The following is a 24336-nucleotide window of genomic DNA, read 5'->3' as shown; positions in this document are numbered from 1 at the left end:
GAAGCATTGAAAGATGTATACGAACGTTTGCGTCCAGGTGAACCAAAGACAGCTGATTCATCACGCGCATTATTAGTTGCTCGTTTCTTTGATCCAAAGCGTTATGATTTAGCTTCTGTGGGTCGTTATAAAATCAATAAAAAGTTGTCACTTAAGACACGTTTGTTAAACCAAACATTGGCGGAAACATTGGCTGACCCTGATTCTGGTGAAGTTATTGCTGAAAAAGGTACGTTAGTTGATAAGGAAGTTATCTCTAAACTAGCACCATATTTGGATCGCGAAGACTTTAAGACAACAACATATACGCCATCAGGCGATGCTGTTCTTGAGGAACCTGTAACTCTTCAAAGAATCAAAATTGAGTCTCCCGAAAACCCAGATAAGACATTGTTGTTGATTGGTAATGGGCATATTGATGAAGACGATCGTACAGTACGTCCAGCTGATATCTTGGCAGGTATGAACTACTTCTTGAACTTGCAAGAAGGTGTTGGTCATGTCGATGATATTGATCACTTGGGTAACCGTCGTATTCGTTCTGTTGGTGAATTGTTGCAAAACCAATTCCGTATTGGCTTAACACGAATGGAACGTGTTGTTCGTGAACGTATGTCAATTCAAGATGCTAACACGGTCACACCACAACAGTTAATCAATATACGTCCTGTTGTGGCTGCTGTCAAAGAATTCTTTGGTTCTTCCCAATTATCACAGTTTATGGACCAAACTAATCCATTGGGTGAAATGAACCACAAGCGTCGTTTGTCAGCTCTTGGACCTGGTGGTTTGACTCGTGATCGTGCCGGTGTTGAAGTTCGAGATGTTCACTATACACACTATGGTCGTATTGATCCGATTGAAACACCAGAAGGTCCTAACATTGGGTTAATTAACTCATTGGCCACTTATGGTCGTATTAACAAATATGGTTTCGTCGAAACACCATACCGTCGTGTTGATTGGACAACCCATAAGGTTACAGATAAAATTGATTATTTGACAGCCGATGAAGAAGATAACTATATTGTTGCCCAAGCTAACTCGCCATTAAATGAAGATGGTAGCTTTGTGCACGGTACGGTTATGGCTCGTTTTGGTGAAGAAAACATTGAAACACCTATTGATCGTATTGATTACATGGACGTTTCGCCAAAGCAAGTTGTTTCTGTTGGAACAGCAGCTATTCCATTCTTGGAAAATGATGATTCCAACCGTGCTTTGATGGGTGCCAACATGCAACGTCAGGCAGTGCCTTTGCTTGATCCACATTCACCATTAGTAGGAACAGGCATTGAGTATAAAGCAGCCCACGATTCTGGTGTTGCGATGATTGCACGCGCATCTGGTGAAGTTGAGTATGTGGACGGTCGCCAAATCCGTGTTCGTCGTGAAGATGGTCAATTAGACACTTACGAATTAATGAAATTCCGTCGTTCAAACGGTGGTAAAAACTATAACCAAAAGCCAATTGTGCATGTCGGTGAGCATATTGAAGCCGATGAGGTTTTGGCAGATGGCCCTTCAATGGAGCAAGGTGAATTAGCCTTAGGACAAAACCCCTTAATTGCTTTCATGACTTGGCAAGGTTATAACTTCGAAGATGCCATTGTCTTAAACGAACGTTTGGTTCGTGAAGATGTTTATACTTCAATTCACATTGAAGAATACGATTCTGAAGCGCGAGACACAAAACTTGGACCGGAAGAAATGACTCGCGAAATCCCTAATACTGGTGAAGATCAGTTAAAGGACTTGGATGCAGACGGTATTATTCGTGTTGGTGCTGAAGTGCATGATGGTGATATCTTAGTTGGTAAGGTAACGCCTAAGGGTGTTACTGAGCTTTCTGCTGAAGAACGTCTATTGCATGCTATTTTTGGCGAAAAAGCACGTGAAGTACGTGATACATCATTACGTGTTCCTCATGGTGGTGGCGGTGTCGTTCAAAACGTTCGTATTTACACACCTGAAAATGGTGACGAATTAGCACCGGGTGTTAATATGATGGTTCGTGTTTATATTGCACAAAAGCGTAAGATTCAAGTTGGTGATAAGATGGCCGGCCGTCATGGAAACAAGGGAACTGTTTCTGTTGTTGTACCAGAAGAAGATATGCCATATATGCCTGATGGAACACCTATTGACATTCTATTGTCACCCATGGGTGTGCCATCACGTATGAATATTGGGCAAGTACTTGAATTGCACTTAGGATTTGCCGCCAAGAAACTTGGTATCCATGTTGCTTCACCTGTCTTTGATGGAGCCAGTGATGATGAAATTGAAATGGCCTTACGTGAAGCTGGGTTACCACAAGACGGTAAGTCAGTTGTCTATGATGGACGTACTGGTGAAGCCTTTGATAAGCGTGTTGGTGTTGGTGTCATGCATTATATGAAACTAGCCCACATGGTTGATGATAAAATTCATGCCCGTTCAATCGGACCTTACTCACTTGTTACACAGCAGCCTTTGGGTGGTAAAGCTCAGTTTGGTGGACAGCGTTTCGGTGAAATGGAAGTTTGGGCTTTGGAAGCTTATGGCGCAGCTTACACCTTGCAAGAAATTTTGACGTACAAGTCAGATGATGTTGCAGGACGTGTCAAAGTTTATGAATCAATTATTAAGGGTGAACCAATTCCTCGTCCTGGCGTACCTGAGTCTTTCCGTGTTTTGGTCAAAGAATTACAAGCACTTGGTTTGGACATGCAGGTACTAGATGGTGCCGGTGATGAAGTTGAATTACGTCAAATGGATGAAGATGATTCAATTTTGCCTGTTGATGCACTTGAAAAGCTAGCTCGTACAAATCCTGATCTGTTGAACAAAGATGATGAAGAAGTTGCTGCAGCCTTTTCTAAGGTTGAAGAACAAAGTCAAACATTTGAAGAAAAATAATTTAGAAAGGTAACAGCAAATAGATGGCAATCGATGTTAATAAATTCGAAAGTATGCAAATCGCTTTGGCTTCACCTGATAAGATTCGTTCATGGTCTTATGGCGAAGTAAAGAAGCCAGAAACGATTAACTATCGAACACTTAAGCCGGAAAAAGATGGCCTGTTCGATGAACGTATTTTCGGACCTACAAAAGATTATGAATGCGCCTGTGGTAAGTACAAACGAATCCGATATAAGGGTATTGTTTGTGACCGCTGTGGTGTTGAAGTAACATCATCAAAAGTTCGTCGTGAACGTATGGGTCACATCGAATTAGCTGCTCCTGTTACACATATTTGGTATTTTAAGGGTATTCCTTCACGTATGGGACTTGTATTAGACATGTCCCCACGTTCACTTGAAGAAATTATCTATTTTGCTTCTTATGTCGTTATTGAACCAGGTGATGCACCTGTTGAAAAGAAGCAAATGATGACGGAACGTGAGTATCGTCAACTGAAAAAAGAATATGGAGCTGGCTTTAAGGCTGGCATGGGCGCAGAAGCAATTAAAGAATTACTTGCAAACGTTGATTTAGCTACAGAAGCCGATGAATTGAAGCGTGAATTGCAAGAAGCAACGGGACAAAAACGAGTACGTGCGGTTCGTCGTTTGGATATAATTGAAGCCTTCCTCCAGTCAGATAACAAACCTGAATGGATGGTAATGGAAGTTATTCCAGTTATTCCTCCTGATTTGCGTCCGATGGTTCAATTGGAAGGTGGCCGTTTTGCCACATCCGATTTGAATGATTTATATCGCCGTGTCATCAACCGTAACAATCGTTTGAAGCGTTTGCTTGATTTGAATGCGCCAGGCATTATCGTGCAAAATGAAAAGCGTATGTTACAAGAAGCTGTTGATGCGTTGATTGATAATGGTCGTCGTGGTCGTCCGGTTGCTGGTCCAGGTAATCGTCCATTGAAATCACTTTCACACATGTTGAAAGGTAAGCAAGGCCGTTTCCGTCAAAACCTACTTGGTAAGCGTGTTGATTATTCTGGCCGTTCAGTTATCGATGTTGGACCTTTCTTGAAGATGAATCAAATGGGATTGCCAGTGCCAATGGCTATTGAGCTATTCCGTCCATTTATCATGAAAGAATTAACAACACGTAAGTTGGCTGGTAATGTCAAGTCTGCTAAACGCAAGATTGATAAAGCTGACGGTGATGTGATGGATGTCTTGGAAGATGTTATCAAGGAGCACCCTGTTCTGTTGAACCGAGCACCTACATTGCACCGCCTGGGAATCCAAGCGTTTGAGCCAGTGTTGGTTTCAGGTAAAGCAATGCGGTTGCACCCATTGGTTACTGAAGCCTATAACGCCGATTTCGATGGTGATCAGATGGCCATCCACGTACCATTGTCTGATGAAGCACAAGCTGAAGCACGTTTGTTGATGCTTGCTGCCGGACATATTTTGGCACCTAAAGATGGAAAGCCAATTGTTGCGCCATCACAGGATATGGTTATTGGAAACTACTATTTGACTACTGAGGAAGCTGGTCGTGAAGGCGAAGGAATGATTTTCTCTAGCGTTGATGAAGCACGAATTGCTTTTGCAAGCAAAGTTGTTCATTATCATACACGAGTAGGTATTCAGACTTCTTCATTCCCAAGTGAAAAGCCATTTACTGACGATCAACGTTCAAAAGTATTGATCACATCGGTTGGTAAGTTATTCTTTAACGAAATTTTGCCTTCAGATTTCCCATACATCAATGAACCATCGGAAGATAACTTTAAGCGAGTTGATGATAGTTTCTTTATTGACGCTGGTGAAAATATACATGATTATTTAGCTGATACAGCAATTGTTAATCCTTTCAAGAAGGGCTTCTTGTCAGATATTATCGCTGAAGTATATAAGCGTTACAAGGTGACGGAAACCTCATTGTTGTTGGATCGTATGAAAGATTTGGGTTACGACAAGTCTACTGAATCTGGCTTAACAGTGTCGATGACGGATGTTTTGGAATTAGAGGAAAAACCTGCTATTCTTGAAGATGCTCATAGTCAAGTTGCCACAGTAACAAAGCAGTTCCGTCGTGGTTTGATAACTGATTCAGAACGTTATCAACGTGTAACCGAAATTTGGACAAAAGCTAAGGATATTATTCAAGACAAGTTGATTGAATCGTTTGAACCAACGAACCCTATCTTTATGATGCAAGATTCTGGGGCTCGAGGTAACATTTCGAACTTCGTTCAATTAGCTGGTATGCGTGGATTGATGGCTGGACCTGGTGGTAAGATTATTGAATTGCCAGTTACAGCTAACTTCCGTGAAGGTTTGACAGTGATGGAAATGTTTATTTCTACTCACGGAGCACGTAAGGGAATGTCAGATACGGCCTTGAAGACAGCCAACTCAGGTTACTTGACACGTCGATTAGTCGATGTTGCGCAAGATGTTATTGTACGTGAGTTTGACAACGATTCAGATCGTGGTGTTGCCGTTCAAGCAATTATGGATGGTACATCTGTGGTTGAACCATTGTACGATCGTATTCTTGGTCGTTATGCAATGAAGTCTGTGTTTGATCCTGAAACAGCTGAAAAAATCGTTTCACGTAATGAAATGATTGATGAAGATGTTGCCAAGAAGATTGTGAATGCTGGTATTAAAGAAGTCACTATTCGTTCAGTCTTTACATCAACAACGGAACACGGTGTTTCAGTGCTTGACTACGGTCGTAACCTAGCTTCTGGTGAAGAAGTTGAAGTTGGTGAAGCTGTTGGAACTGTTGCTGCACAATCAATCGGTGAACCAGGTACACAATTGACTATGCGTAACTTCCACACGGGTGGTGTTGCTGGTGGTAATGATATTACACAAGGTTTGCCTCGTGTTCAAGAAATTGTTGAGGCACGTATTCCTAAGGGACGTGCAGAAATTTCTGAAGTTACGGGTACAATTACTGTGATTGAAGAAAATCCTGCAGACCGCACAAAGTCAGTTACAATTGAAGGCGAAACTGATACAAGAACTTATACGCTACCTTTGACAACACGTATGCGTTTTGGTGAAGGGGACGAGATTCAGCGTGGTGAAGCTATCAACGAAGGGCCAATTGATCCTAAAGAGTTGTTAGCTGTTACAGATACTTTGACAACAGAGTCATATATGCTAACTGAAATTCAAAAGGTTTACCGTTTGCAAGGTATTGAAGTTTCTGACAAACATATTGAAGTAATGATTCGTCAAATGTTACGTAAAATCCGTGTCATGGATCCAGGCCAAACAGACTTGTTGCCAGGAACGTTAATGGATATTGCTGATTTCAAGCGCGCTAACGAACCAGCATTGTTTGAAGGATTAGTACCAGCGACTGCTCGTCCAGTTCTGCTGGGAATTACTAAGGCGGCTCTTGAGACAAATTCATTCTTGTCTGCCGCATCATTCCAAGAAACAACACGTGTTTTGACAGATGCTGCTATTCGTGGCAAAAACGATCCATTGGTTGGTTTGAAAGAGAACGTTATTATTGGTAAGATTATTCCTGCCGGAACTGGTATGGCTGAATATCGTAAGATCAAGAGTAAAGTTGTCGGGGATGTTATTGCTCAACCTGATTCTGAAGACGAAGAAGCTTCAGATATTCCTAAGTTAGACGATGTTGCAAAAACATTTGATAACTAAAAACATAGTATTTAAAAACACTTATCGTACATGATAAGTGTTTTTTTTAATTATTAAAAGCATGTTTTCATAATAAAAGTGCATATTATGCCAAAAATGCTACCGTTTATGCCAAAGTGCTTCTCAATTTCATTAAAAGTAGATAAACTTAAATAGTTCTGCAGAACATTTATTAAAATTTGCACGCAAGTCAACATAATTGCGTATAATTGAATTATGCATAATTTAAATTACAGACAAATGAACGGATTATCGCTGGCTTATATTGGCGATGCAATCTACGAACTAGAAGTACGACGGCATTTATTGTCTTTGGGCTTAACAAAAGTAAACGAACTACAAAGACGTAGTAAACATTATGTTTCTGCGAAAGCACATGCTGCGTTATTTGAGCAAATGATGGTAAGCGATATTCTAAGCGATGATGAATTAGATTATTTTAAACGTGGTCGTAATGCTAAATCACATACCAAAGCAAAAAATACTGATGTCATTACATATCGAATTTCAACAGGTATTGAAGCATTATTTGGTTATTTGTATATGTCTGAACAGCGTGAGCGTATCTTAGAACTGATGACATGGATTTTTGAACAGGTGGAGACAGGGAGTACAAACAAATGAGACCAAATCAATTGACAGAATTCGTTTATGGGCATCATGCCAGTGTTGAATCGTTGAAAAGTACGCAGGAAATCAATAAGGTTTGGCTACAAACAGGGTTACAAGATAAGATTCGTAACGAAGTAACGCAATTGGCCAAGAAAAAAAGGTTAGTCATTCAACAGGCCCCAAAGTCAAAACTAGATGAGCTAACTGATGGAGCTAATCACCAAGGTGTTGTTCTAAGTGTGGCTGCCTTTGAGTATGCATCAATTGATGATTTATTTGATCAGGCTGACAAAAAAGGTGAAGCGCCATTTTTCATTATTTTAGATGGTATTGAAGATCCACACAACTTAGGGTCTATTTTGCGTACTGCTGACGCAGCTGGAGTTCACGGTATCATTATCCCAAAACGTCGGGCAGTTCAACTGACAGCAACCGTTGCTAAGACATCCACTGGAGCCATTGAACATGTTCCTGTTGCTCGAGTGACGAACTTAGTAAACGTAGTGGAAGAGCTTAAGAAGCGTAATATTTGGGTTTTTGGAACAGATATGGCTGGTGATGATTATCGTCGTTGGGATGCAAATGGTCCGGTAGCATTGATTATTGGTAATGAAGGAAGAGGTATTTCACCATTATTAAAGAAAAAAGTTGATGGTATGGTCACGATTCCAATGGTGGGGCATGTTCAGAGTTTGAATGCTAGTGTCGCTGCTAGTTTGTTGATTTATCAAGGATATAATTCACGAAATCCGTTATAAGTAGTTGATTAAACGACTAATATGGCGGGAGCATATAATTGGGGACAGATAGATTAATCGGGGTAGTTATCGCGGCGCAAAAGGGGCACGAATTTGCATATAATGTATTAATTAAACATTTACAAGCGGCTATATTTGATGTGCATTCGCGAAAAATTAGTGGTCGAATAAAACAGGATGATTGGTATTCAGAGGGATTAGAAATCCTAATGAAGTGTGTACAAAAATATGATTGTAATCGGCCACGCGCTAAATTTTCGACTTATTTTATTACGGCTTTGTCAAATAGGGCTACTGATTTGGTTCGTCATCACTACACTGAAAAGGGGCAATTTAATCATAAAATGCTAGCTATCGATGACGACGAAACGACTATTAATGTAGGAACTGACACGTATAATCCAGAGCATATTTTTGCATTACGTGAATCACTTTCAAAAATAAATATGGCTGAATCCGTGGCTTTTAAGGAAGCACTATTGCAAATCATAGGAGTACTTAAATATGATATTGAAGATAGTGAAAAACGACGATTTGAGCAAATGCAATATCGTCTAAAAAAGATCATAACAGAGATTGCTATAAAATAAAGGCAGCCCATCTGGGCTGCCTTTATTGTGGTTTTCGAAAGTTATTGCTAGAGTTTTCTTTCAGTAAATGTTCTTGTATTAATTTCACAACTTCTGTATTTTCTGGAAGACTTGAATGTTGCGCATCATCTCCAGAAACAGTAATTTGAGTATAGGATTTGACATGTTTTTGGAAAATATATTTTCCGGCTAAAACACTTTGAACTGGAACAATGCCGTCATCTGTATAATCTTCTGTACCAGCTATGGAATACATAACTAAATTAGAGGGTAATTTGGTTTTTTTTTCAACAAAGTCTTTTAACATGACTGTCCGACGCTGTGATGAGGATTCAGAAAAGTTAAAAGGGGTACCTAGCGTCATTAAAGTTGCCATATTGAAATTGTCAGCATTGTAGTAGCTTTCTAAATACCTAGTCCAAATGAGCCCGCCGTTTGAGTGACCAATGCCTTGAAAATTATGGAAATGATAACGACTTTGTAAATCAGTAAGAGCAGTATTTAGAAATTTAGCCTGCTTTTTAATATTATTGTAACCATCAGCATTGTTTTGAAACCCAATGATAATAAATGGCTGCTCATCGCTAGAACGAATTTTGCCACTATATATCAGTTTATCATCTTTAGTGACTAAAACTTTTAAAATATCGTGTCGCTGGTTCTTGGTGTTGAGCTTAGTTAACAGACTATCAAAGCGATTGACTGAAGCACTCGAACCTGGAACTAGAATGATTGGTGACATATGTGATGTTTGTATTTTCGATTGTGCGGTACGAGTGTGGACAACCCAACTATGACTAAATATGCCAACTACTATTAATAATATGAAGCTGAAGAAGATGATTAATTTATTTCTCATTTTGCACCTCAGCATTATCAATTTTGATAAATGGTTTGTAAATCAATACTGTCAAAACAAAGACGATTGCTACTACAATTAAGGAAGATAAGTTACCACTTCCTAAGAATGCGGTTAACAAATTGGGTGCATTATTTGGTATCACTAAGGCAGTCGGCGTTATCAAATGTGTGGCAATTGCTAAATAACCAACCAAGGTACCTACTACGCTAGATAAAACCATAGGAACTAACATCAGCGGTCTTAAGAATAGTGGTAATCCAAAATAGAGCAATTGATTATTATTGAATAAGCTAGGGAGTACGGATAGCAGTCCTAAATTTTGCTTCCTTTTTGATGACATAAATAAAAGCAAAAAACTAATTGCTAGTGTATTACCAATGCCACCAAGTAATGAAAACGTACCATACACACTATAGAGATTTTCAGGGTATGGCAATGCTGTATGAGGACTTTTCAAAATAACATCTAAATTTCTGACGACAGCATTAATTGTTGCTTGATTGGAAGTTAGTTCGTTTGGTAATGCAATACCTAACAAATACAGAATTGGTGCACAAGCTCCCACTATCAGTAGACCGACGAATGTTGTGAAAAAATTAGATGACAAAATATTACTAATCAGTAACTGTAACGTAGTTTGTTGAACATACGGTTGAACCAAAAAATAAAGGATAAGAATAAAAGCGGACCAAACTAAAAATCTTGCCGAATAAGGTTGTAAGTTTTTGCGAAAGAGCCTTTGGTATTGATAGTAGGATTCACTACTGAGTAAAGTTAATATGGTAACGACTAAATATTGTGAAACATTATGTGAAAAATCCTGTGTATTAATAGTGAAAAGGAGGTAGGTAGCCAAAAAATTAGTTAATATTGGCAATATATTATTTTTTATGCCACGATAAATTAAGTACTTACTTGTCAAGGCAGCGGCAAAAATCATGAGAATAACGATGTCCAAAATAGAAAGAACTATTTGTAAACCTGTAATTCTTAAATTGATATTAAAAATAACAGAAAATAAAGCATTCGGTGCTAAAAATAATACGAACAACAGATGCAAGTAAACGTTGATTACCAGAGCTGGGAATGTTTGTCGCATTGCTGAGAATATTGCTTGGAAAATAAAGTTATCGAATACAATATTGTCTAGTTTAACAATAAGCGAGAAACATTTTTTAATCATAGTAATCTATTGTTCCATTCTTTGATATATAAATTTAACATTCTGAAATATTTATGTTATAATAAGGTTCATTATATTATTGACGATACTTTAAAGTTAAAATGAATAACTTTTAAAGAGATAACTTATACGGGGGTTATTGCGAATGTTAAAGCATTTTTTCCAACGTCCAGTTATTAATTTTGTTGGGCGTACTTTTTTTTATTTCTTAATCATTTTATCACTTTTGTACTTATACGGCTATTCTGGCGTTGGGGAAGGACATTTTCTTTACAATGAATTTTAAATGGGGGAACACATATGATTGAAAATGTGTTAGAACAGGTTGATTTCATCGCGACAACGCAGCCTAACAAAGTTGCGTATGATGAACTAGGGAAAAAGCATACTTATGAACAGTTGAAAAAGGCATCTGATAGTTTGGCTCATATTTTAGATGAGCTAAATTTGCCGGAAAAAGCACCAGTTATGGTGTACGGTGGCCAGCAGTTTGAGATGATTGCTAGTTTCTTAGGTAGTACCAAATCAGGGCATGCCTACATTCCAGTTGATGTTAATTCAGCAGATGAAAGATTGACAGATATTATTGAAATTGCTAAGCCAGCAGTGATTTTAGCTATTGATGAATTGCCAGCAGCCATTTCAGATATCTTAACAATTGATAAAGAGCGTCTTGATCGTATATTTTCTACGAATGTATCTTATGAATTAACACATGCTGTTCAAGAAAATGATAATTTTTATATTATTTTCACTTCTGGAACAACAGGGCGTCCAAAGGGCGTTCAAATTTCACATCATAACCTGTTAAGTTTTACGAATTGGATGATTGGCGACACATTTGATTGGCAAGAAAGTAGCAATGTATTGTCACAGCCACCGTATTCTTTTGATTTATCAGTGATGGATTGGGTTCCTACAATTGTTACGGGTGGCACTTTGAAAGCATTACCTAAGTCAGTAGCTGAGGATTTTAAACTACTGTTCGCCACTTTGCCAAAGTTAGATTTAACGATGTGGGTGTCGACACCATCATTTGCTGATGTTGCCCTTTTGGATCCAGAATTTAACCAAGCGAACAATCCAAATTTGAAGACTTTTTTGTTTTGTGGCGAAGTGCTGACACGTACGACAGCAGAGAAGTTACTAGCACGCTTTCCAAAGGTAAAAATATACAATACATATGGACCGACTGAAGCCACGGTGGCTGTTTCAAGTATTCGCATTACTAAGGAAATTATCGAAAATTACGATAAAATGCCAATTGGCTACGTAAAGCAAGATACAGTAATTAGTATTCAGAGTAGCAATGATCAAGAAGTTCCTTCTGGGGAAAAAGGTGAAATTGTTATTTCTGGTCCTTCCGTTTCTAAAGGCTATTTGAATAACCCTGAAAAAACAGATAGTGCTTTCACTAAATTTAACGGTGAACAAGCATATAAAACAGGTGATTTAGCAACAGTTGATGAAAATGGGTTACTGCATTATAAAGGGCGTAGTGATTTTCAAATCAAATTGCATGGGTTCCGAATTGAGTTGGAAGAAGTCGCGCAACAACTACAACAAAGTCAATGGATAGAACAAGTAGTCGCTGTACCACGTTATGATGCTGATGGTAAAGTTAAGCAGTTGTTAGCCATTGTGGTACCTAAAGAAAATGATTTTCCTAAGCCTATGATGTTAACAAATGCAATTAAAGATGACATGAAAGACATTATGATGTCTTATATGATGCCAAGTCGATTTATATATCGCGAGTCAATGCCATTAACACCAAATGGTAAAATTGATTTAAAAGGGTTGATTGCCGAGGTGAATGGTAATGCTTAATCTACAACCCTATGCAGATCCCCAGTACTTCATTATTTTATTGTTGGCCCTAGTGCCTCTAGCCATTGGTTTATACTTTGGAAAGCGTTTAGCTTGGTATGAAGTATTGGTCTCACTTGTCTTTATTTTCTTAATGTTTGATGGTAAGAAGTATCATGAAGGTATTGCATTAATTACTTACATGATTTGGCAATGGCTGCTTGTTTGGTCCTATACTTTATATCGTAAAAAGTATAATCAAACTTGGGTGTTTTATGTCACGACTATTTTAGCTATTTTGCCACTAGTATTAATTAAAATTGCGCCGGTTGTCCATTGGTTGCAAGTGACAACCTTACTCGGATTTATGGGTATTTCATATTTGACATTCCGTTCAGTTGGTATGGTGATGGAAATACGTGATGGTTCAATTCAAGAATTTAATCCCTGGCTTTTCTTGCGTTTCATGCTGTTCATGCCAACAATTTCGTCAGGTCCTATTGATCGTTACCGTCGTTTTGTAACGGATGTTGAGAAAGCACCAACACGCGATAAGTATCTAGACATGCTTGGTAAATCCGTCAAATATCTTTTTATCGGTTTTTTGTATAAATTCATCGTGTCTCATGTTTTGGGAACTGTATTAATGCCAAATGTCGAGCGTATGGCGATTATTTCTGCACACGCTCAAGGTGGGTGGTCATGGTGGATAGTGGCGTATATGTATATTTACGGCTTAAATTTATTTTTTGACTTTGCTGGATACTCAATGTTCGCTGTAGCAACTGGTTATGTCATGGGAATTGAAGTACCAATGAACTTTAATTTACCATTTTTGTCCAAAAATTTAAAAGAGTTTTGGAACCGTTGGCATATGACACTATCATTTTGGTTCCGTGACTTCGTCTTTATGAGACTCGTGTTTCTGATGATGAAGAAAAAGTGGTTCAAAAGTCGAGTCACAACGTCAAACGTGGCCTATATCATTAATATGTTGATTATGGGATTTTGGCACGGATTAAAATGGTACTATATCGCTTATGGTTTGTTTCATGGCATTGGTCTTGTTATCAATGATGTATGGTTACGCTATAAGAAAAAACATCATGTACCGCATAATAAGTTTACGAATGCGTTAGCGATTGTGATAACATTCAATGTAGTAATGGTTAGTTTCTTATTATTTAGTGGTTTGTTAGACAAAATCTGGTTTCAACGTTAGTGTAAAGCAAATAAATAGAAGATAACGATCATATCAACGATAGTATTAGAAAACGAGGAAAAAATAATGGATTTGAAAAAACAAGTAGTAGAAATATTAAACACAATTATTGGTGAAGACATTTCTGACCAAATGGACGATGATTTTTTTGAGAATGGGTTATTGGATTCAATGGCAACGGTAGAATTATTACTTGATTTAGAAAGTAAATTCAATATTCAAGCACCTGTTTCTGAATTTAATCGTGAAGAATGGAATACACCAAACAAGGTGGTTGCTAAAGTTGAATCATTGATTGGATAAAAAAATGCTAAAAAAACGGGGGCTATGGTGGATATTTGGTCCGGTAGTCTTGGCATTCGTCATGGTTACTGCACTATTTTTGGCACCATTTTCATTAAGTTATTTATCGAATAAAGATATTCAAAAAGCGTCTGTGTCATTTTCTAAAAATGTTTTTAAAGGTGAAAGCGTCAAAATGGCAGCCTTTAACAATTCAAAGACAAACTATGTGCCTTTCTTTGGATCAAGCGAACTTCTCCGTTTAGATTCAATGCATCCGTCAGTGTTAGCTGCTAAGTATCGGCGTAATTATCAGCCATTTTTGCTTGGTCAGGCTGGAACTGAATCTCTTTCACATTACTTGGGGATGCAGGAAATGACACCGGCTTTGCATAAAAAACAGGCAGTATTTATTATTTCGCAACAGTGGTTTACCAAACGTGATAGTAAGTGGGCATTTCCACAATTTTACTCACCATTACAGACCGTTAACTGGTTACGAAATATTAAGACAATTACGCCAACTGATCGATTTATTGCGAAACGATTATTAGAACAAAAGCAAATTACTGATAACAGTTTTTATACTCGCCTTGTTACTAAGATTAAAAACAACGAACCTTTGTCAGAAACTGATCAGAGTTTGTTAATATTACGAAATAGAATGTTATTGCGCGAAGACCAACTATTTTCAAATTTTACAGTGTCTAATAATTGGGACAGGCAAGTTGAACCCGCACTAAAATCGTTACCAAAAACTGATAATGTATCATTGCTCGAGCGAGAAGCGATGAAAGTTGCGAAGCAGCAAACTGGTAATAATGAATTTGGCATTCAAAATTCATTTTTCAGAATGCGAGTCAAACCAAGTTTGAAGAAGTTGGAAAACTCTCAAAGTCATTTCGACTACCGACAGTCTGATGAGTATTCAGACTTTCAAGCTGTATTGCAAGAGTTTGCAAAGGAAAATACTGACGTCTTGTTCATTATTCAGCCTGTTAATAGAAAGTGGTCAAAATATACTGGGCTAAGTACAAAAAGGTATTATCAGAGTGTGGATAAAGTAAAAAAACAGTTAAAGTCACAGGGCTTTAACCAGATTGCTGACTTTTCTCATGATGGTGGGCAAAAGTACTTCATGCAAGATACTATCCATATGGGATGGCGCGGATGGATAGCTGCTGATACGGAAATAAAGCCTTTTTTTGCAAGAGGCTATCAAGAACCAACATATCATATTAATGATAATTATCTGTCCAAAAAATGGCAAAATTTAGTACCAATAGACAACAATCTTAAAAATTTTAAATAATAGGGGTTAAAAAGGTTAAGTGTAGGCAAAAAAACTTTGTCAACACTTGACCTTTTGTTACAATAGAACCATGATTATAGGAATTGGAAATGATACAGAAGCGATTAGTCGAGTTGCAGAAATAGTCGATCGTCAGAAGAGTTTTATAACACTCATTTTGACGCCAGCAGAACGTGCTGCAGCGGCTGAGCGAAAAGGTAAGCATCAAAACGAATATATTGCTGGACGTTTCTCTGCCAAAGAAGCTTTTTCAAAAGCTACCGGTTATGGAATTGGTGAAAAAGTTCAGTGGCAAGATATTGAAATTTTAAATGAGCCAAATGGACGACCTGTAATGAAAGTGAAAAACTTTCCTTATCATACTTATGTTGCAATCACGCATAGTGGTGATCAAGTAAATACAGTTGTTATTATTGAACGTTTGACTCTGCTGGAAAAAATGAGTATAAAGCTATTTCCCAAACGAGGAGTATTATCATGATAAATAATGATATATTATGTTTAAGGCCGACATGGCTAGATATTGATTTAAAAGCCATTCAGACAAATGCCAAATTAATTATGAAGCATTCAGACGCACAAAGATTGATTGCTGTGGTTAAGGCCGACGCTTATGGACACGGGGCTAAACAAGTTGTGGGTGCTTTACTTAAGGTGGGTGTCTCTGATTTTGCGGTAGCGACGATAGGTGAAGGTATTGACTTACGTAAACAATATCCTCAAACGGAAATAAATATTTTTTTGCTTGGTGTCCAAGATGTTACCCAAACAGCAGTCATGGTGGAAAATCGGTTATCACCAGCTGTTGGAACAACTGAGTGGCTGGATGAGGCAGTAAGTTATATTAAAGATGGGCAAAAATTGAATGTTCAATTAGCCGTTGATACTGGTATGGGACGAATGGGTGCTCATTCAGCAAGTACTGTTGCAGACATGTATCATCTGATTCAAAATACTAAAAAATTGCAACTAGCAGGTGTGTTTACTCATTTTGCAACAGCTGATGATAATAATCAAAAATATTATGATGAACAAGTCCAGCATTTTTACCAGTGGGTACAGTCAGCTGGTATCCCTAAACAATATTGGCATTTAGCAAATTCAGGATCTGCGGTTTGGCATCATAATGAAATTTATACCGATACAATCCGGGTTGGTTCTGTGCTTTATGGGTATAATCCTGGTGCCCCTGAAAAAAAGATGCCCTTGACATTGAAACCAGTCCTACAATTGAAATCAAAGTTGGGGGCAGTACATCAGCTAAAAACTGGTGAATCAGTCAGCTATGGTGCAACCTATACGGCAGAGAAACCACAATGGATAGCGACATTGCCTATAGGTTACGCAGATGGTTATTTGCGGCGCATGAGTGGAATGAAAGTCTTGGTTGATGGACATATCGAACATGTAATTGGGCGTGTCACAATGGACCAGATTGTGATAACATTAAAGCAGAAATATCCTGTTGGGAAAACTGTAACTTTGATTGGCCTTGAAGGGGAAAATCAAATATCGATTGAAGAGGTGGCGGAATATGCTCAGACGATTCCGCACGAAATATTAACAAATTTTAGTGCTCGGTTACCTAGAGTTTATTGAAAAGCGTCTCACGACGCGTACATAGAAGTGAGAATATTATGACAGAAGAACATCAAGCAATTATGCGTGGTGACGTATTTTATGCCGATCTAAAGCAGGGAATTGGTTCTGAGCAAGCAGGTGTACGGCCCGTTTTAATCATTCAAAATGATGTGGGCAATGCCAATTCACCTACAACGATTGTTGCTGCGATAACGTCCCAAATTTCCAAACCGAAATTGCCAACACATGTATTACTACCCGAACATATGAGTGGGATGAAAAGAGATTCAGTCATTTTGGCAGAGCAAGTGCGAACTATAGATAAGCGTCGCTTGCGTGACAAGATTGCACATATTAATGCTTCTTCAAATGAAATGCAACTTGTGGCACATGCTTTGCGGATTAGTGTAGGATTGAAGTAAAGTTATCATAGAATTTAACTTATTTTTAACCTACGATTTGTATGATGAATATAGTAAATCAGATAAACAGGAATATGAAAATGTCAAAAGCAATTAAAATACTATTAATCGAAGACGATGTGAATCTAGCAGATAATATTGTGGGTTTCTTGCATGACTTTGCAGATATCAATGCTGTTACAGATGGACTTGATGGTGAATTTGAGGCACAAGAGGCACCATATGATTTGATTATTTCTGACCTTATGTTACCTGGTGAAACTGGCTTAGAGCTAATAAGAAATTTACGTTCTAATAATGTTGAAACGCCTGTTTTGATTTTGACAGCTAAAACATCATTAGATGACAAAATAGAAGGTTTCAATGTTGGTGCTGATGATTACTTAACGAAACCTTTTCATCGAGAGGAATTACTTGTTCGTGTAAAAGCACTTTTGCGCCGTTCGGGGGTCTATTCTGAGGATAACACGCTAGCAGTTGGGGATGTGATGATCAACCTAGAAAATCGTGGTGTACAAGTACATGGTCAACCAGTTAAATTGGTTGGTAAAGAATTTGATATTTTAACTTATCTAGCACAAAATAAAAATATTATTGTCACTCGTGATCAAATTTTTGATCGCGTATGGGGTATAGACTCAGATACGACAATCAATGTTGTTAATATTTATTTGAATAATTTACGGCGAAAATTAGAAGCGGTTGGACAAAATAATTTAATTAAAACCTTACGTAATATAGGGTTTATTCTAGAGGTAGAGGATGCCGAACGCAATTAATAAAAAGCAGCAAGTACGTGGATTTATCTGGTTACTCGCCAGCTTTTTTGTTATATTTTCAACTTTAGCTAGTGTGATTTTCGTATCATACACTCGAACGGTCTTTAACAGTGCGGATTCGGCAATCAATCAGACGATTTCGATGTACGACAGCAATGGGTTACTTTCGACTTCTGACAAGGATGTTAAGAAGCCACAACCTTTGTACAATAATACTAGTACCCGAACAGAGACATGGTTATTTGACAAAAATGGTCAGTTGATAATTGATAGTAATACTGAAGATGCACGTCAAGCAGCTTTGCAAAAGGCGTTACAACAAGCCATTAAATTTGATAAAGCAACAATGACAGTTAAACCCAATACCTATAAATTTTATGGTAATTATTACCGAATTATTGGTTTTCAGTTCAAAAAGAATGCCGCTAAGGGTTATAATCAAATTGCAGTGCATGGTATGGTAACGGTTAATGTTACAGACACGGTTGATAATTTGAACAATTTTAAGAAAGTATTGTTCTGGTCCTTTGGTCTTTTTGGTATTTTGTTAGTAATCATATCGTATTTAATTGCTCGTCGAAATATGAAACCAATATTAAAATCTTGGCAACAACAACAAGACTTCGTTAATAATGCTGCTCATGAGTTAAGGACACCTATGGCTGTCATTCAGGGGAAGCTGGAGACAATGCTGACAAAACCGGAATCAACGGTTCGTGAGCAGTCAAATGCTATTATTTTGTCGCTTTCTGAAGTACGACGGTTAAATTCATTAACAAATAACATGTTAACGTTAGCAAAGACAGGGTCTAATATGACCACCATTGAAAAAGAATCTACTAATGTCAAGCAATTCTTAGAGAACATTATTACACCATATCAAGAAATGGCAGAGTTTGAAGAGAAATCTGTAACACTTGAAGTTGATGTCAATCAAGCGATTTTTATAGACCAAAAACGAATTCATCAGTTACTAGTTTTGTTACTTGATAACGCCTTGAAATACTCAGATGCTGGTGCGACAATTGCTGTGAAAGCTGGTATTGAAAAGAAAAAATTTGTCCTTACCATTGCTGATACTGGTCGTGGTATTAGTGATGAAGCTAAAAAACATGTCTTCGATCGTTTTTATCGTGAAGATAAAACTGGTAATCGGCAAACTGGTGGCACCGGACTTGGATTATCGATTGCTGAGTGGGTAGTTCATGCTCATGGTGGTAAAATAACAGTAGCAGATAATCAACCACGAGGTGCTATTTTTAAAGTCATTTTGCCCCTGTAATGTTTAATTTACTTTATGCCATTATTATGAATATAATAGAGTATGAATTTTTGTCAGAAAAGTAATCACGTACACATATGAAAGGGCGAATTATGAAAAAGCATTCTTTAATTATTGTTGCTATAGTTTCAGCATTGGTAGCAAGTTTCGTTGTTTATTCTGGATTGCAGCCAGATTCTTGGTTCCAGCAACGGACAAATACAACAAAAACAAGCAATTCAGCTGGCACAACGACCGTCGCCAAGACGGCTTACACAAGCAGTGATACGGCAACAACAGCTTATAATAAAGTGAAAAGTGCTGTGGTTACTGTTCAGAATTTACAGAAAACACCATCAAGTAATGGTTGGTCATCATTTTTCCAACAGAATCAGCCAGAGAGTAGTTCAGAATTGGAAACAGCATCAGAAGGTTCGGGTGTTGTTTATAAAATTTCAGGTGAATATGCGTATATTATTACTAATAATCATGTGGTAGCAGATTCAGACGAACTACAATTAATTACCGCTAGTGGTAAAAAAATCCAAGCAACTATTGTTGGCACAGATTCAAGCAAAGATTTGGCGCTGTTAAAAGCAAAAACAACAGACATCAAAACAACAGCATCTTTTGGTAATTCCCAAAAATTGCAGTCTGGTCAACAGGTCTTAGCAATCGGGTCTCCTTTGGGATCAGATTATGCTACTTCTTTGACTAGCGGCATTGTTTCAGCTCCGCGCCGTACACTTTCTGCTGAAGAAACGGGTTCTTCAGAAACGACTGCTATTCAGACAGATGCTGCCATTAATCCTGGAAATTCAGGTGGACCATTAATTAACCTGAAGGGGGAGGTAATTGGTATTAACTCATCAAAAATAGCTTCTTCTACGGATGGTACGAGTGTTGAAGGCATGGGATTTGCTATTCCAGCAGATATTGTTCAGACATTTATTAAAAATACCGAAAAGTAGCAACCAGTATAGTAAGTATCATAGAAATAGCCCATAAATATCACAAGTTTAGTAATTTCTTGAGATATTTATGGGCTATTTTGGTACTAAAATTAAAGTGTAGAATGGTACCAATCTACGATTTCTTTTGGTGTTAGGCGTTCACCGTGTCCGATACGTGAAATTTCTTGTCCATTCTCAAACAAAACGAAAGACGGAATACCACGCATGTTATGCTTTGTTGCAACATCAATATTTTCATCTCTATCAGCATCAAACCATTCAGCACTTTGTGTAACTTCATCTTTGATAGCCTGAACAAAAGGCTTTATAGCTTTACAATCACCACACCAATCTGCAGAAAGGAACATAACATGACGACCGGGCTTGTTTATATGTTCTTCAACAACTGTATTTGTATTATGTGTTGGTTCGTACATAATTTATTTACCTCACTAAATTCTAGTAGAATTGTACCATAAAGTAGTTTCTAATGCTGAATATGAAACCGATATAAAAGAAAATATAATGAGAAATATTAAAAACTATTGACATATATTAAATTAAAAGTTATAGTAATAATCAATATAAACGTTGAAAAGATAAGTACATCTTTGAATCTTAGTTAGAGAGTTCGTGTTTGGTGAAAGCGAGCAAGATAATCAGTTGGAAAATGGTCTTGGAGTTTTTTTACGGATACGAGCAAGCGAACACTCATATGTGCTACGCGGTAAGTTGAAATCGGGCGTCCCCGTTACTGGACAGCGTATAAACCAAAGCTTTCACAGATGTTCTCGACGAAAGTTTTTGGCGTACGTTTGGAGGTGTAAACTGGCAATGTTTACATAAATACCGGGTGGTAACACGTCAATTAACGTCCCGTAGTATCTTTGGATACTACGGGGCTTTTTTATTTTCTAAGAATTTGGAGGAAGCACATGAGTGTTATATTAAATAACGGTTTGTTGAAACGGGAAAGCTTTGTAATTGGTCGTTTTGAAGTATTAGAACCGACTATCAATATACTTTTGGTTAACTTAATGCCCAATCGATTACAAACTGAAAAGCAGTTTACGAAATTGCTGAGTCATTTATCTGTCAATGTTCGAGTAACATTTGCAGTGCCAAGTGAACATAAAATTCGCCATGAAACAGACGCAATTATAACTAACTATGTCAAACTCAACGATATTTGGCATAAAACATTTGACGGATTGATTGTTACGGGTGCGCCGGTAGATCGCATGAAATTTGAACAAATTGATTACTGGGATGAATTTTGTTATTTACTAGAATGGCGAAAAACACATGTAACTGAAAGTCTATTTGCATGTTGGGCAGCGTATGGCGCTGGCTACGCAGAGCGGAATTTTCCTGTCAAAGCTTTGTCAGAAAAAATTTCAGGTGTATTTCAAGCTAGCCAAATTTTTAAACGGCATTCATTATTAAAAGATTTGGAACACATTAATATGCCACAATCTCGTTACTTTACGGTACCAAATTTTGGTGTAGCTAGACGATTGAAAGTCGCTGGTGACGATATTTTGGGCGCGTTCATTTTGAGGGATGAACATGTAAGCTCAACCTACATTACTGGACATTTCGAATATGATACAGAGACTCTAGAGAACGAATATCTTCGTGACATAGTTATTGACCCGAACACAATTGCACCTAAGAACTATTTTCATCATAATAAGCCAACGAATACATGGCAGAGTGATGCTGAAAAATTTTTTATAAATTGGGGGGAACTGTTAATAGAAAAAATGATTTCATCAAAATCAACAATACCAACATTAAATCAAGAGAGGAACAAGCTGGGTTTAGGGACCTCGCAATGTAAATACTTATGAGCATTAAAATTGATACTTTATTAGCACAGGGCGGAAACGGCAGTGATGACATCAAAACAGGGGCGGTAGTGAGTCCACTATATTTTTCAACGGCTTATCGACATCCTAATTTGGGTGAGTCATCTGGCTTTGACTATGCACGTTTACAAACACCGACACGTCAAATACTGGAAGAGCAGTTAGCGGATTTAGAGCAAGGGGTTCAAGCATTTGCTACTAGCTCTGGTATGGCAGCGATTGATCTTTTATTTGCTTCATTGATTAAAAATGGTGAGCATTTTATTACCTCGGATGATCTATATGGTGGCACATATCGCTATTTTGATGCCATTGTTGAACAGAGTGGTGTGAGCTATGATGTTTGGAATGGGGTAGCTGATATTTCGACCTTAATTAACGAAAATACGCGACTTGTTTGGTTGGAAACACCATCTAATCCAACGATGAAAGTAATCGATATTCAGAAGTTAAGTGCAAAAGTAAAAAACATCAATCCTGATATTTTAATTGCTGTTGATAACACTTTCCTAACGCCTATTTTTCAACAACCATTGACGCTCGGTGCGGACATTGTTGTTCATTCCGCTACAAAATATCTTGGTGGACATAATGATATTTTGGCTGGGGTAGTAGTCGTTAATCGTGATGAGTTAGCCGAAAAATTAGAAATATCACTGACGACACGCGGACAAGTTTTAGATTCGTTTAGTTCTTGGCTATTGTTGCGTAGTTTGAAAACATTGCATCTTCGTATGCAACGGCACAATGAAAATGGACAATATTTGGCCAAAAAATTACCGTGTATTTCTGGTATAGATAAAGTTTTGTATGCTGGTCTTGGTGGTATGTTAAGTTTTTATTTGTCAAACGATTATGATGTAGATGCTTTTTTGAAAGGATTACATATCGGATCTTTTGCGGAAAGCTTGGGTGGCCCAGAAACGTTGATTACGATTCCCGCGGTACAAACACATCACGATATGAGTCAAGAGCAACGCGATCACTTGGGCATTACCAACCAATTGGTTCGTGTCAGTGCTGGATTAGAAAATAAAGAGGATCTATTGACAGATTTAAGGCAAGCAGTTGAAGGAGCAAAGCGATGAGTGATTGGACAAATATTATTGATGTAGCAACAACAAATGATCCATTGTCAGGTGCAATTAATACACCGATTCAATTTAGTTCAACCTTTAGTCAAAAATCTTTTGATGAATTTGGTGAATATGACTACGCTCGATCTGGCAATCCCACTCGTGACGCAGGTGAAAAAGCAATTGCGCAGCTTGAACATGGAAAGTATGGGTACCTTTTTAGTACTGGAATGGCAGCAATTAGTGGTGTGCTGTTTACCTTATCAGCTGGAGATCATATTGTGGTTAGTAAACATGTTTATGGTGGCACATTTCGTGTTTTAGAAGATGTTTTACCAAGATGGGGTATCACACATGACTTTGTTGACTTTAGTGATTTAACAGCTATCGAGCAGGCTATTAAACCAGAAACCAAAGCATTATATATTGAAACCCCTTCGAACCCAGTTTTGAACATTACTGATATTCGTGGGGTAGTTGATATTGCAAAGAAACATCAGTTGTTTACAATTGCTGACAACACATTTTTATCACCCTTTCTGCAGAAGCCTTTGGATTTAGGTGTTGATATTGTAGTTCATTCGGCAACAAAATTTTTAGCAGGACATTCTGACATTCTTGCAGGTGCTGTCGTAGTCAATGATAAAAAGTTAGCAAATCAAATTTATTTTATTCAGAATTCAGTTGGGGCAACACTTAGTGTTTTTGATACGTGGCTGTTGTTGCGTGGCATAAAAACACTTGGTGTTCGCATGACGCATTCAAGTGAATCAGCTTATAAAATAGCTGAGCATTTAGAGGCTCATGAAAAAGTATCAAATGTCCTATACCCAGGGTTGAAAACACATAAAGGCTATGAAGTTCATGCGTCACAAGCTAAAAGTGGTGGGGCGGTGTTGAGCTTTGATGTTGGCAGTCAAGAAAATGCTAAGAAAGTAGTGGAATCCTTACATATCCCAGTATTTTCAGTTAGTTTAGGAGCGGTGGAAACAATTATTAGTTACCCGCCAAAAATGAGCCACGCAGAGTTAAACGTTGGTGAGCTGGCTAAATGTGGTATTACGCCAGGTTTGTTACGTCTTTCCGTTGGATTAGAGGATACGGAAGACATAATTGCAGATTTAGATAGTGCCTTAGCCTTAATTTAGGTTAATAGATTACGTGTAGGTTATTCAA

The 24336-nt window shown here is 37.8% G+C and carries 22 protein-coding genes and 1 other annotated feature (1 of these 23 only partly in view); of the genes, 19 read left to right on the top strand and 3 right to left on the bottom strand.

The window, feature by feature from the left end:
• The 5 genes from GJV51_01550 to GJV51_01530 form a co-directional block, all read left to right on the top strand.
• Positions 1-2901, top strand: the 3' portion of a protein-coding gene (locus GJV51_01550; protein QGM24756.1) for a DNA-directed RNA polymerase subunit beta. Its footprint begins 708 nt before the window's first position; the window shows 2901 of its 3609 coding nt (coding positions 709-3609); the start codon falls outside the window, past its left edge; it ends in the stop codon at positions 2899-2901.
• 23 nt (positions 2902-2924) lie between these two features.
• Entirely contained in the window at positions 2925-6587 is a 3663-nt protein-coding gene (rpoC, locus tag GJV51_01545; protein QGM24755.1) for a DNA-directed RNA polymerase subunit beta', read from the top strand.
• A gap of 216 nt (positions 6588-6803) precedes the next feature.
• Positions 6804-7211: a Mini-ribonuclease 3 gene (locus tag GJV51_01540; GenBank protein ID QGM24754.1), complete on the top strand. Its 408-nt coding sequence runs from the start codon at positions 6804-6806 to the stop codon at positions 7209-7211.
• Positions 7208-7957, top strand: a complete 750-nt coding sequence (gene rlmB, locus GJV51_01535) for a 23S rRNA (guanosine(2251)-2'-O)-methyltransferase RlmB (protein QGM24753.1) — start codon at positions 7208-7210, stop codon at positions 7955-7957. Before GJV51_01540 ends, rlmB begins: the two co-directional genes overlap by 4 nt.
• A 38-nt stretch (positions 7958-7995) precedes the next feature.
• Complete coding sequence (locus GJV51_01530; GenBank protein ID QGM24752.1) at positions 7996-8547, top strand: sigma-70 family RNA polymerase sigma factor; 552 nt, start codon at positions 7996-7998, stop codon at positions 8545-8547.
• A gap of 22 nt (positions 8548-8569) precedes the next feature.
• Here the strand turns inward: GJV51_01530 and GJV51_01525 are convergent, their stop codons facing one another.
• Both GJV51_01525 and GJV51_01520 read right to left on the bottom strand, forming a co-directional pair.
• Positions 8570-9406 carry an alpha/beta hydrolase gene (locus GJV51_01525; protein ID QGM24751.1) on the bottom strand — a complete coding sequence of 279 codons (837 nt, stop codon included), beginning with the start codon at positions 9404-9406 and terminating at the stop codon, positions 8570-8572.
• Positions 9396-10592 carry a PTS sugar transporter subunit IIC gene (locus GJV51_01520; protein QGM24750.1) on the bottom strand — a complete coding sequence of 399 codons (1197 nt, stop codon included), beginning with the start codon at positions 10590-10592 and terminating at the stop codon, positions 9396-9398. Before GJV51_01520 ends, GJV51_01525 begins: the two co-directional genes overlap by 11 nt.
• 145 nt (positions 10593-10737) lie before the next feature.
• Here GJV51_01520 and dltX point away from each other — a divergent pair, with 145 nt between their 5' ends.
• From dltX to GJV51_01465, 11 genes are all read left to right on the top strand, one after another.
• On the top strand, positions 10738-10878 hold the full coding sequence (dltX, locus tag GJV51_01515) for a teichoic acid D-Ala incorporation-associated protein DltX (protein ID QGM24749.1): 141 nt from the start codon (positions 10738-10740) through the stop codon (positions 10876-10878).
• A gap of 14 nt (positions 10879-10892) precedes the next feature.
• The gene (gene dltA / locus GJV51_01510) at positions 10893-12422 is read left to right on the top strand and encodes a D-alanine--poly(phosphoribitol) ligase subunit DltA (protein ID QGM24748.1); all 1530 of its coding nucleotides are present in this window, start codon (positions 10893-10895) and stop codon (positions 12420-12422) included.
• Positions 12415-13623, top strand: coding sequence for a D-alanyl-lipoteichoic acid biosynthesis protein DltB (gene dltB, locus GJV51_01505; protein QGM24747.1), 1209 nt, complete (start codon positions 12415-12417; stop codon positions 13621-13623). The genes dltA and dltB overlap by 8 nt, the downstream gene beginning before the upstream one ends.
• A gap of 66 nt (positions 13624-13689) precedes the next feature.
• Positions 13690-13926 (top strand): D-alanine--poly(phosphoribitol) ligase subunit DltC, encoded by a 237-nt coding sequence (gene dltC, locus GJV51_01500; protein ID QGM24746.1) that lies wholly within the window; start codon positions 13690-13692, stop codon positions 13924-13926.
• A gap of 4 nt (positions 13927-13930) precedes the next feature.
• Complete coding sequence (gene dltD, locus GJV51_01495) at positions 13931-15217, top strand: D-alanyl-lipoteichoic acid biosynthesis protein DltD (protein QGM24745.1); 1287 nt, start codon at positions 13931-13933, stop codon at positions 15215-15217.
• A gap of 70 nt (positions 15218-15287) precedes the next feature.
• Positions 15288-15698, top strand: coding sequence for a holo-ACP synthase (locus GJV51_01490; protein QGM24744.1), 411 nt, complete (start codon positions 15288-15290; stop codon positions 15696-15698).
• The gene (gene alr, locus GJV51_01485; GenBank protein QGM24743.1) at positions 15695-16816 is read left to right on the top strand and encodes an alanine racemase; all 1122 of its coding nucleotides are present in this window, start codon (positions 15695-15697) and stop codon (positions 16814-16816) included. The genes GJV51_01490 and alr overlap by 4 nt, the downstream gene beginning before the upstream one ends.
• A gap of 38 nt (positions 16817-16854) precedes the next feature.
• Complete coding sequence (locus tag GJV51_01480) at positions 16855-17220, top strand: type II toxin-antitoxin system PemK/MazF family toxin (protein QGM24742.1); 366 nt, start codon at positions 16855-16857, stop codon at positions 17218-17220.
• 80 nt (positions 17221-17300) lie between these two features.
• Positions 17301-17999, top strand: a complete 699-nt coding sequence (locus tag GJV51_01475; GenBank protein QGM24741.1) for a response regulator — start codon at positions 17301-17303, stop codon at positions 17997-17999.
• The gene (locus GJV51_01470) at positions 17983-19281 is read left to right on the top strand and encodes a sensor histidine kinase (GenBank protein QGM24740.1); all 1299 of its coding nucleotides are present in this window, start codon (positions 17983-17985) and stop codon (positions 19279-19281) included. Before GJV51_01475 ends, GJV51_01470 begins: the two co-directional genes overlap by 17 nt.
• A 92-nt stretch (positions 19282-19373) precedes the next feature.
• Positions 19374-20231, top strand: coding sequence for a trypsin-like serine protease (locus GJV51_01465; GenBank protein QGM24739.1), 858 nt, complete (start codon positions 19374-19376; stop codon positions 20229-20231).
• 92 nt (positions 20232-20323) lie between these two features.
• Here GJV51_01465 and GJV51_01460 read toward each other — a convergent pair whose 3' ends face one another.
• Positions 20324-20650, bottom strand: a complete 327-nt coding sequence (locus GJV51_01460) for a thioredoxin (GenBank protein ID QGM24738.1) — start codon at positions 20648-20650, stop codon at positions 20324-20326.
• A 145-nt stretch (positions 20651-20795) separates the two neighbouring features.
• Positions 20796-21095, top strand: a binding site (T-box leader).
• 53 nt (positions 21096-21148) lie between these two features.
• Between GJV51_01460 and GJV51_01455 the strand changes: the two genes are divergently transcribed.
• From GJV51_01455 to GJV51_01445, 3 genes are read left to right on the top strand one after another with little or no spacing between them, the layout of a single operon-like run.
• Positions 21149-22066, top strand: coding sequence for a homoserine O-succinyltransferase (locus GJV51_01455; protein QGM24737.1), 918 nt, complete (start codon positions 21149-21151; stop codon positions 22064-22066).
• A complete protein-coding gene (locus tag GJV51_01450; protein ID QGM24736.1) occupies positions 22063-23172 on the top strand; it encodes an aminotransferase class I/II-fold pyridoxal phosphate-dependent enzyme in 1110 nt (369 codons plus the stop codon). Before GJV51_01455 ends, GJV51_01450 begins: the two co-directional genes overlap by 4 nt.
• Positions 23169-24308: an aminotransferase class V-fold PLP-dependent enzyme gene (locus tag GJV51_01445; GenBank protein ID QGM24735.1), complete on the top strand. Its 1140-nt coding sequence runs from the start codon at positions 23169-23171 to the stop codon at positions 24306-24308. The genes GJV51_01450 and GJV51_01445 overlap by 4 nt, the downstream gene beginning before the upstream one ends.
• Positions 24309-24336: the final 28 nt, after the last annotated feature.

The organism is Leuconostoc mesenteroides subsp. mesenteroides, assembly GCA_009676745.1.
Taxonomy (GTDB): domain Bacteria; phylum Bacillota; class Bacilli; order Lactobacillales; family Lactobacillaceae; genus Leuconostoc; species Leuconostoc koreense.
Note: the sequence above shows the minus strand (reverse complement) of the source record. Positions and strands in the feature narration are given on the sequence as shown.

Excerpts from the sequence above, each read along its gene's own strand:
- GJV51_01455 (QGM24737.1), top strand. The coding sequence starts at position 21,149 with ATGAGTGTTATATTAAATAACGGTTTGTTGAAACGGGAAAGCTTTGTA.
- GJV51_01540 (QGM24754.1), top strand. The coding sequence starts at position 6,804 with ATGCATAATTTAAATTACAGACAAATGAACGGATTATCGCTGGCTTAT.
- GJV51_01520 (QGM24750.1), bottom strand. The coding sequence starts at position 10,592 with ATGATTAAAAAATGTTTCTCGCTTATTGTTAAACTAGACAATATTGTA.
- rlmB (QGM24753.1), top strand. The coding sequence starts at position 7,208 with ATGAGACCAAATCAATTGACAGAATTCGTTTATGGGCATCATGCCAGT.
- GJV51_01470 (QGM24740.1), top strand. The coding sequence starts at position 17,983 with ATGCCGAACGCAATTAATAAAAAGCAGCAAGTACGTGGATTTATCTGG.
- GJV51_01525 (QGM24751.1), bottom strand. The coding sequence starts at position 9,406 with ATGAGAAATAAATTAATCATCTTCTTCAGCTTCATATTATTAATAGTA.
- GJV51_01460 (QGM24738.1), bottom strand. The coding sequence starts at position 20,650 with ATGTACGAACCAACACATAATACAAATACAGTTGTTGAAGAACATATA.
- GJV51_01490 (QGM24744.1), top strand. The coding sequence starts at position 15,288 with ATGATTATAGGAATTGGAAATGATACAGAAGCGATTAGTCGAGTTGCA.
- dltB (QGM24747.1), top strand. The coding sequence starts at position 12,415 with ATGCTTAATCTACAACCCTATGCAGATCCCCAGTACTTCATTATTTTA.
- dltD (QGM24745.1), top strand. The coding sequence starts at position 13,931 with ATGCTAAAAAAACGGGGGCTATGGTGGATATTTGGTCCGGTAGTCTTG.
- GJV51_01465 (QGM24739.1), top strand. The coding sequence starts at position 19,374 with ATGAAAAAGCATTCTTTAATTATTGTTGCTATAGTTTCAGCATTGGTA.
- dltX (QGM24749.1), top strand. The coding sequence starts at position 10,738 with ATGTTAAAGCATTTTTTCCAACGTCCAGTTATTAATTTTGTTGGGCGT.
- dltC (QGM24746.1), top strand. The coding sequence starts at position 13,690 with ATGGATTTGAAAAAACAAGTAGTAGAAATATTAAACACAATTATTGGT.
- GJV51_01445 (QGM24735.1), top strand. The coding sequence starts at position 23,169 with ATGAGTGATTGGACAAATATTATTGATGTAGCAACAACAAATGATCCA.
- GJV51_01480 (QGM24742.1), top strand. The coding sequence starts at position 16,855 with ATGACAGAAGAACATCAAGCAATTATGCGTGGTGACGTATTTTATGCC.
- alr (QGM24743.1), top strand. The coding sequence starts at position 15,695 with ATGATAAATAATGATATATTATGTTTAAGGCCGACATGGCTAGATATT.
- rpoC (QGM24755.1), top strand. The coding sequence starts at position 2,925 with ATGGCAATCGATGTTAATAAATTCGAAAGTATGCAAATCGCTTTGGCT.
- GJV51_01475 (QGM24741.1), top strand. The coding sequence starts at position 17,301 with ATGTCAAAAGCAATTAAAATACTATTAATCGAAGACGATGTGAATCTA.
- dltA (QGM24748.1), top strand. The coding sequence starts at position 10,893 with ATGATTGAAAATGTGTTAGAACAGGTTGATTTCATCGCGACAACGCAG.
- GJV51_01450 (QGM24736.1), top strand. The coding sequence starts at position 22,063 with ATGAGCATTAAAATTGATACTTTATTAGCACAGGGCGGAAACGGCAGT.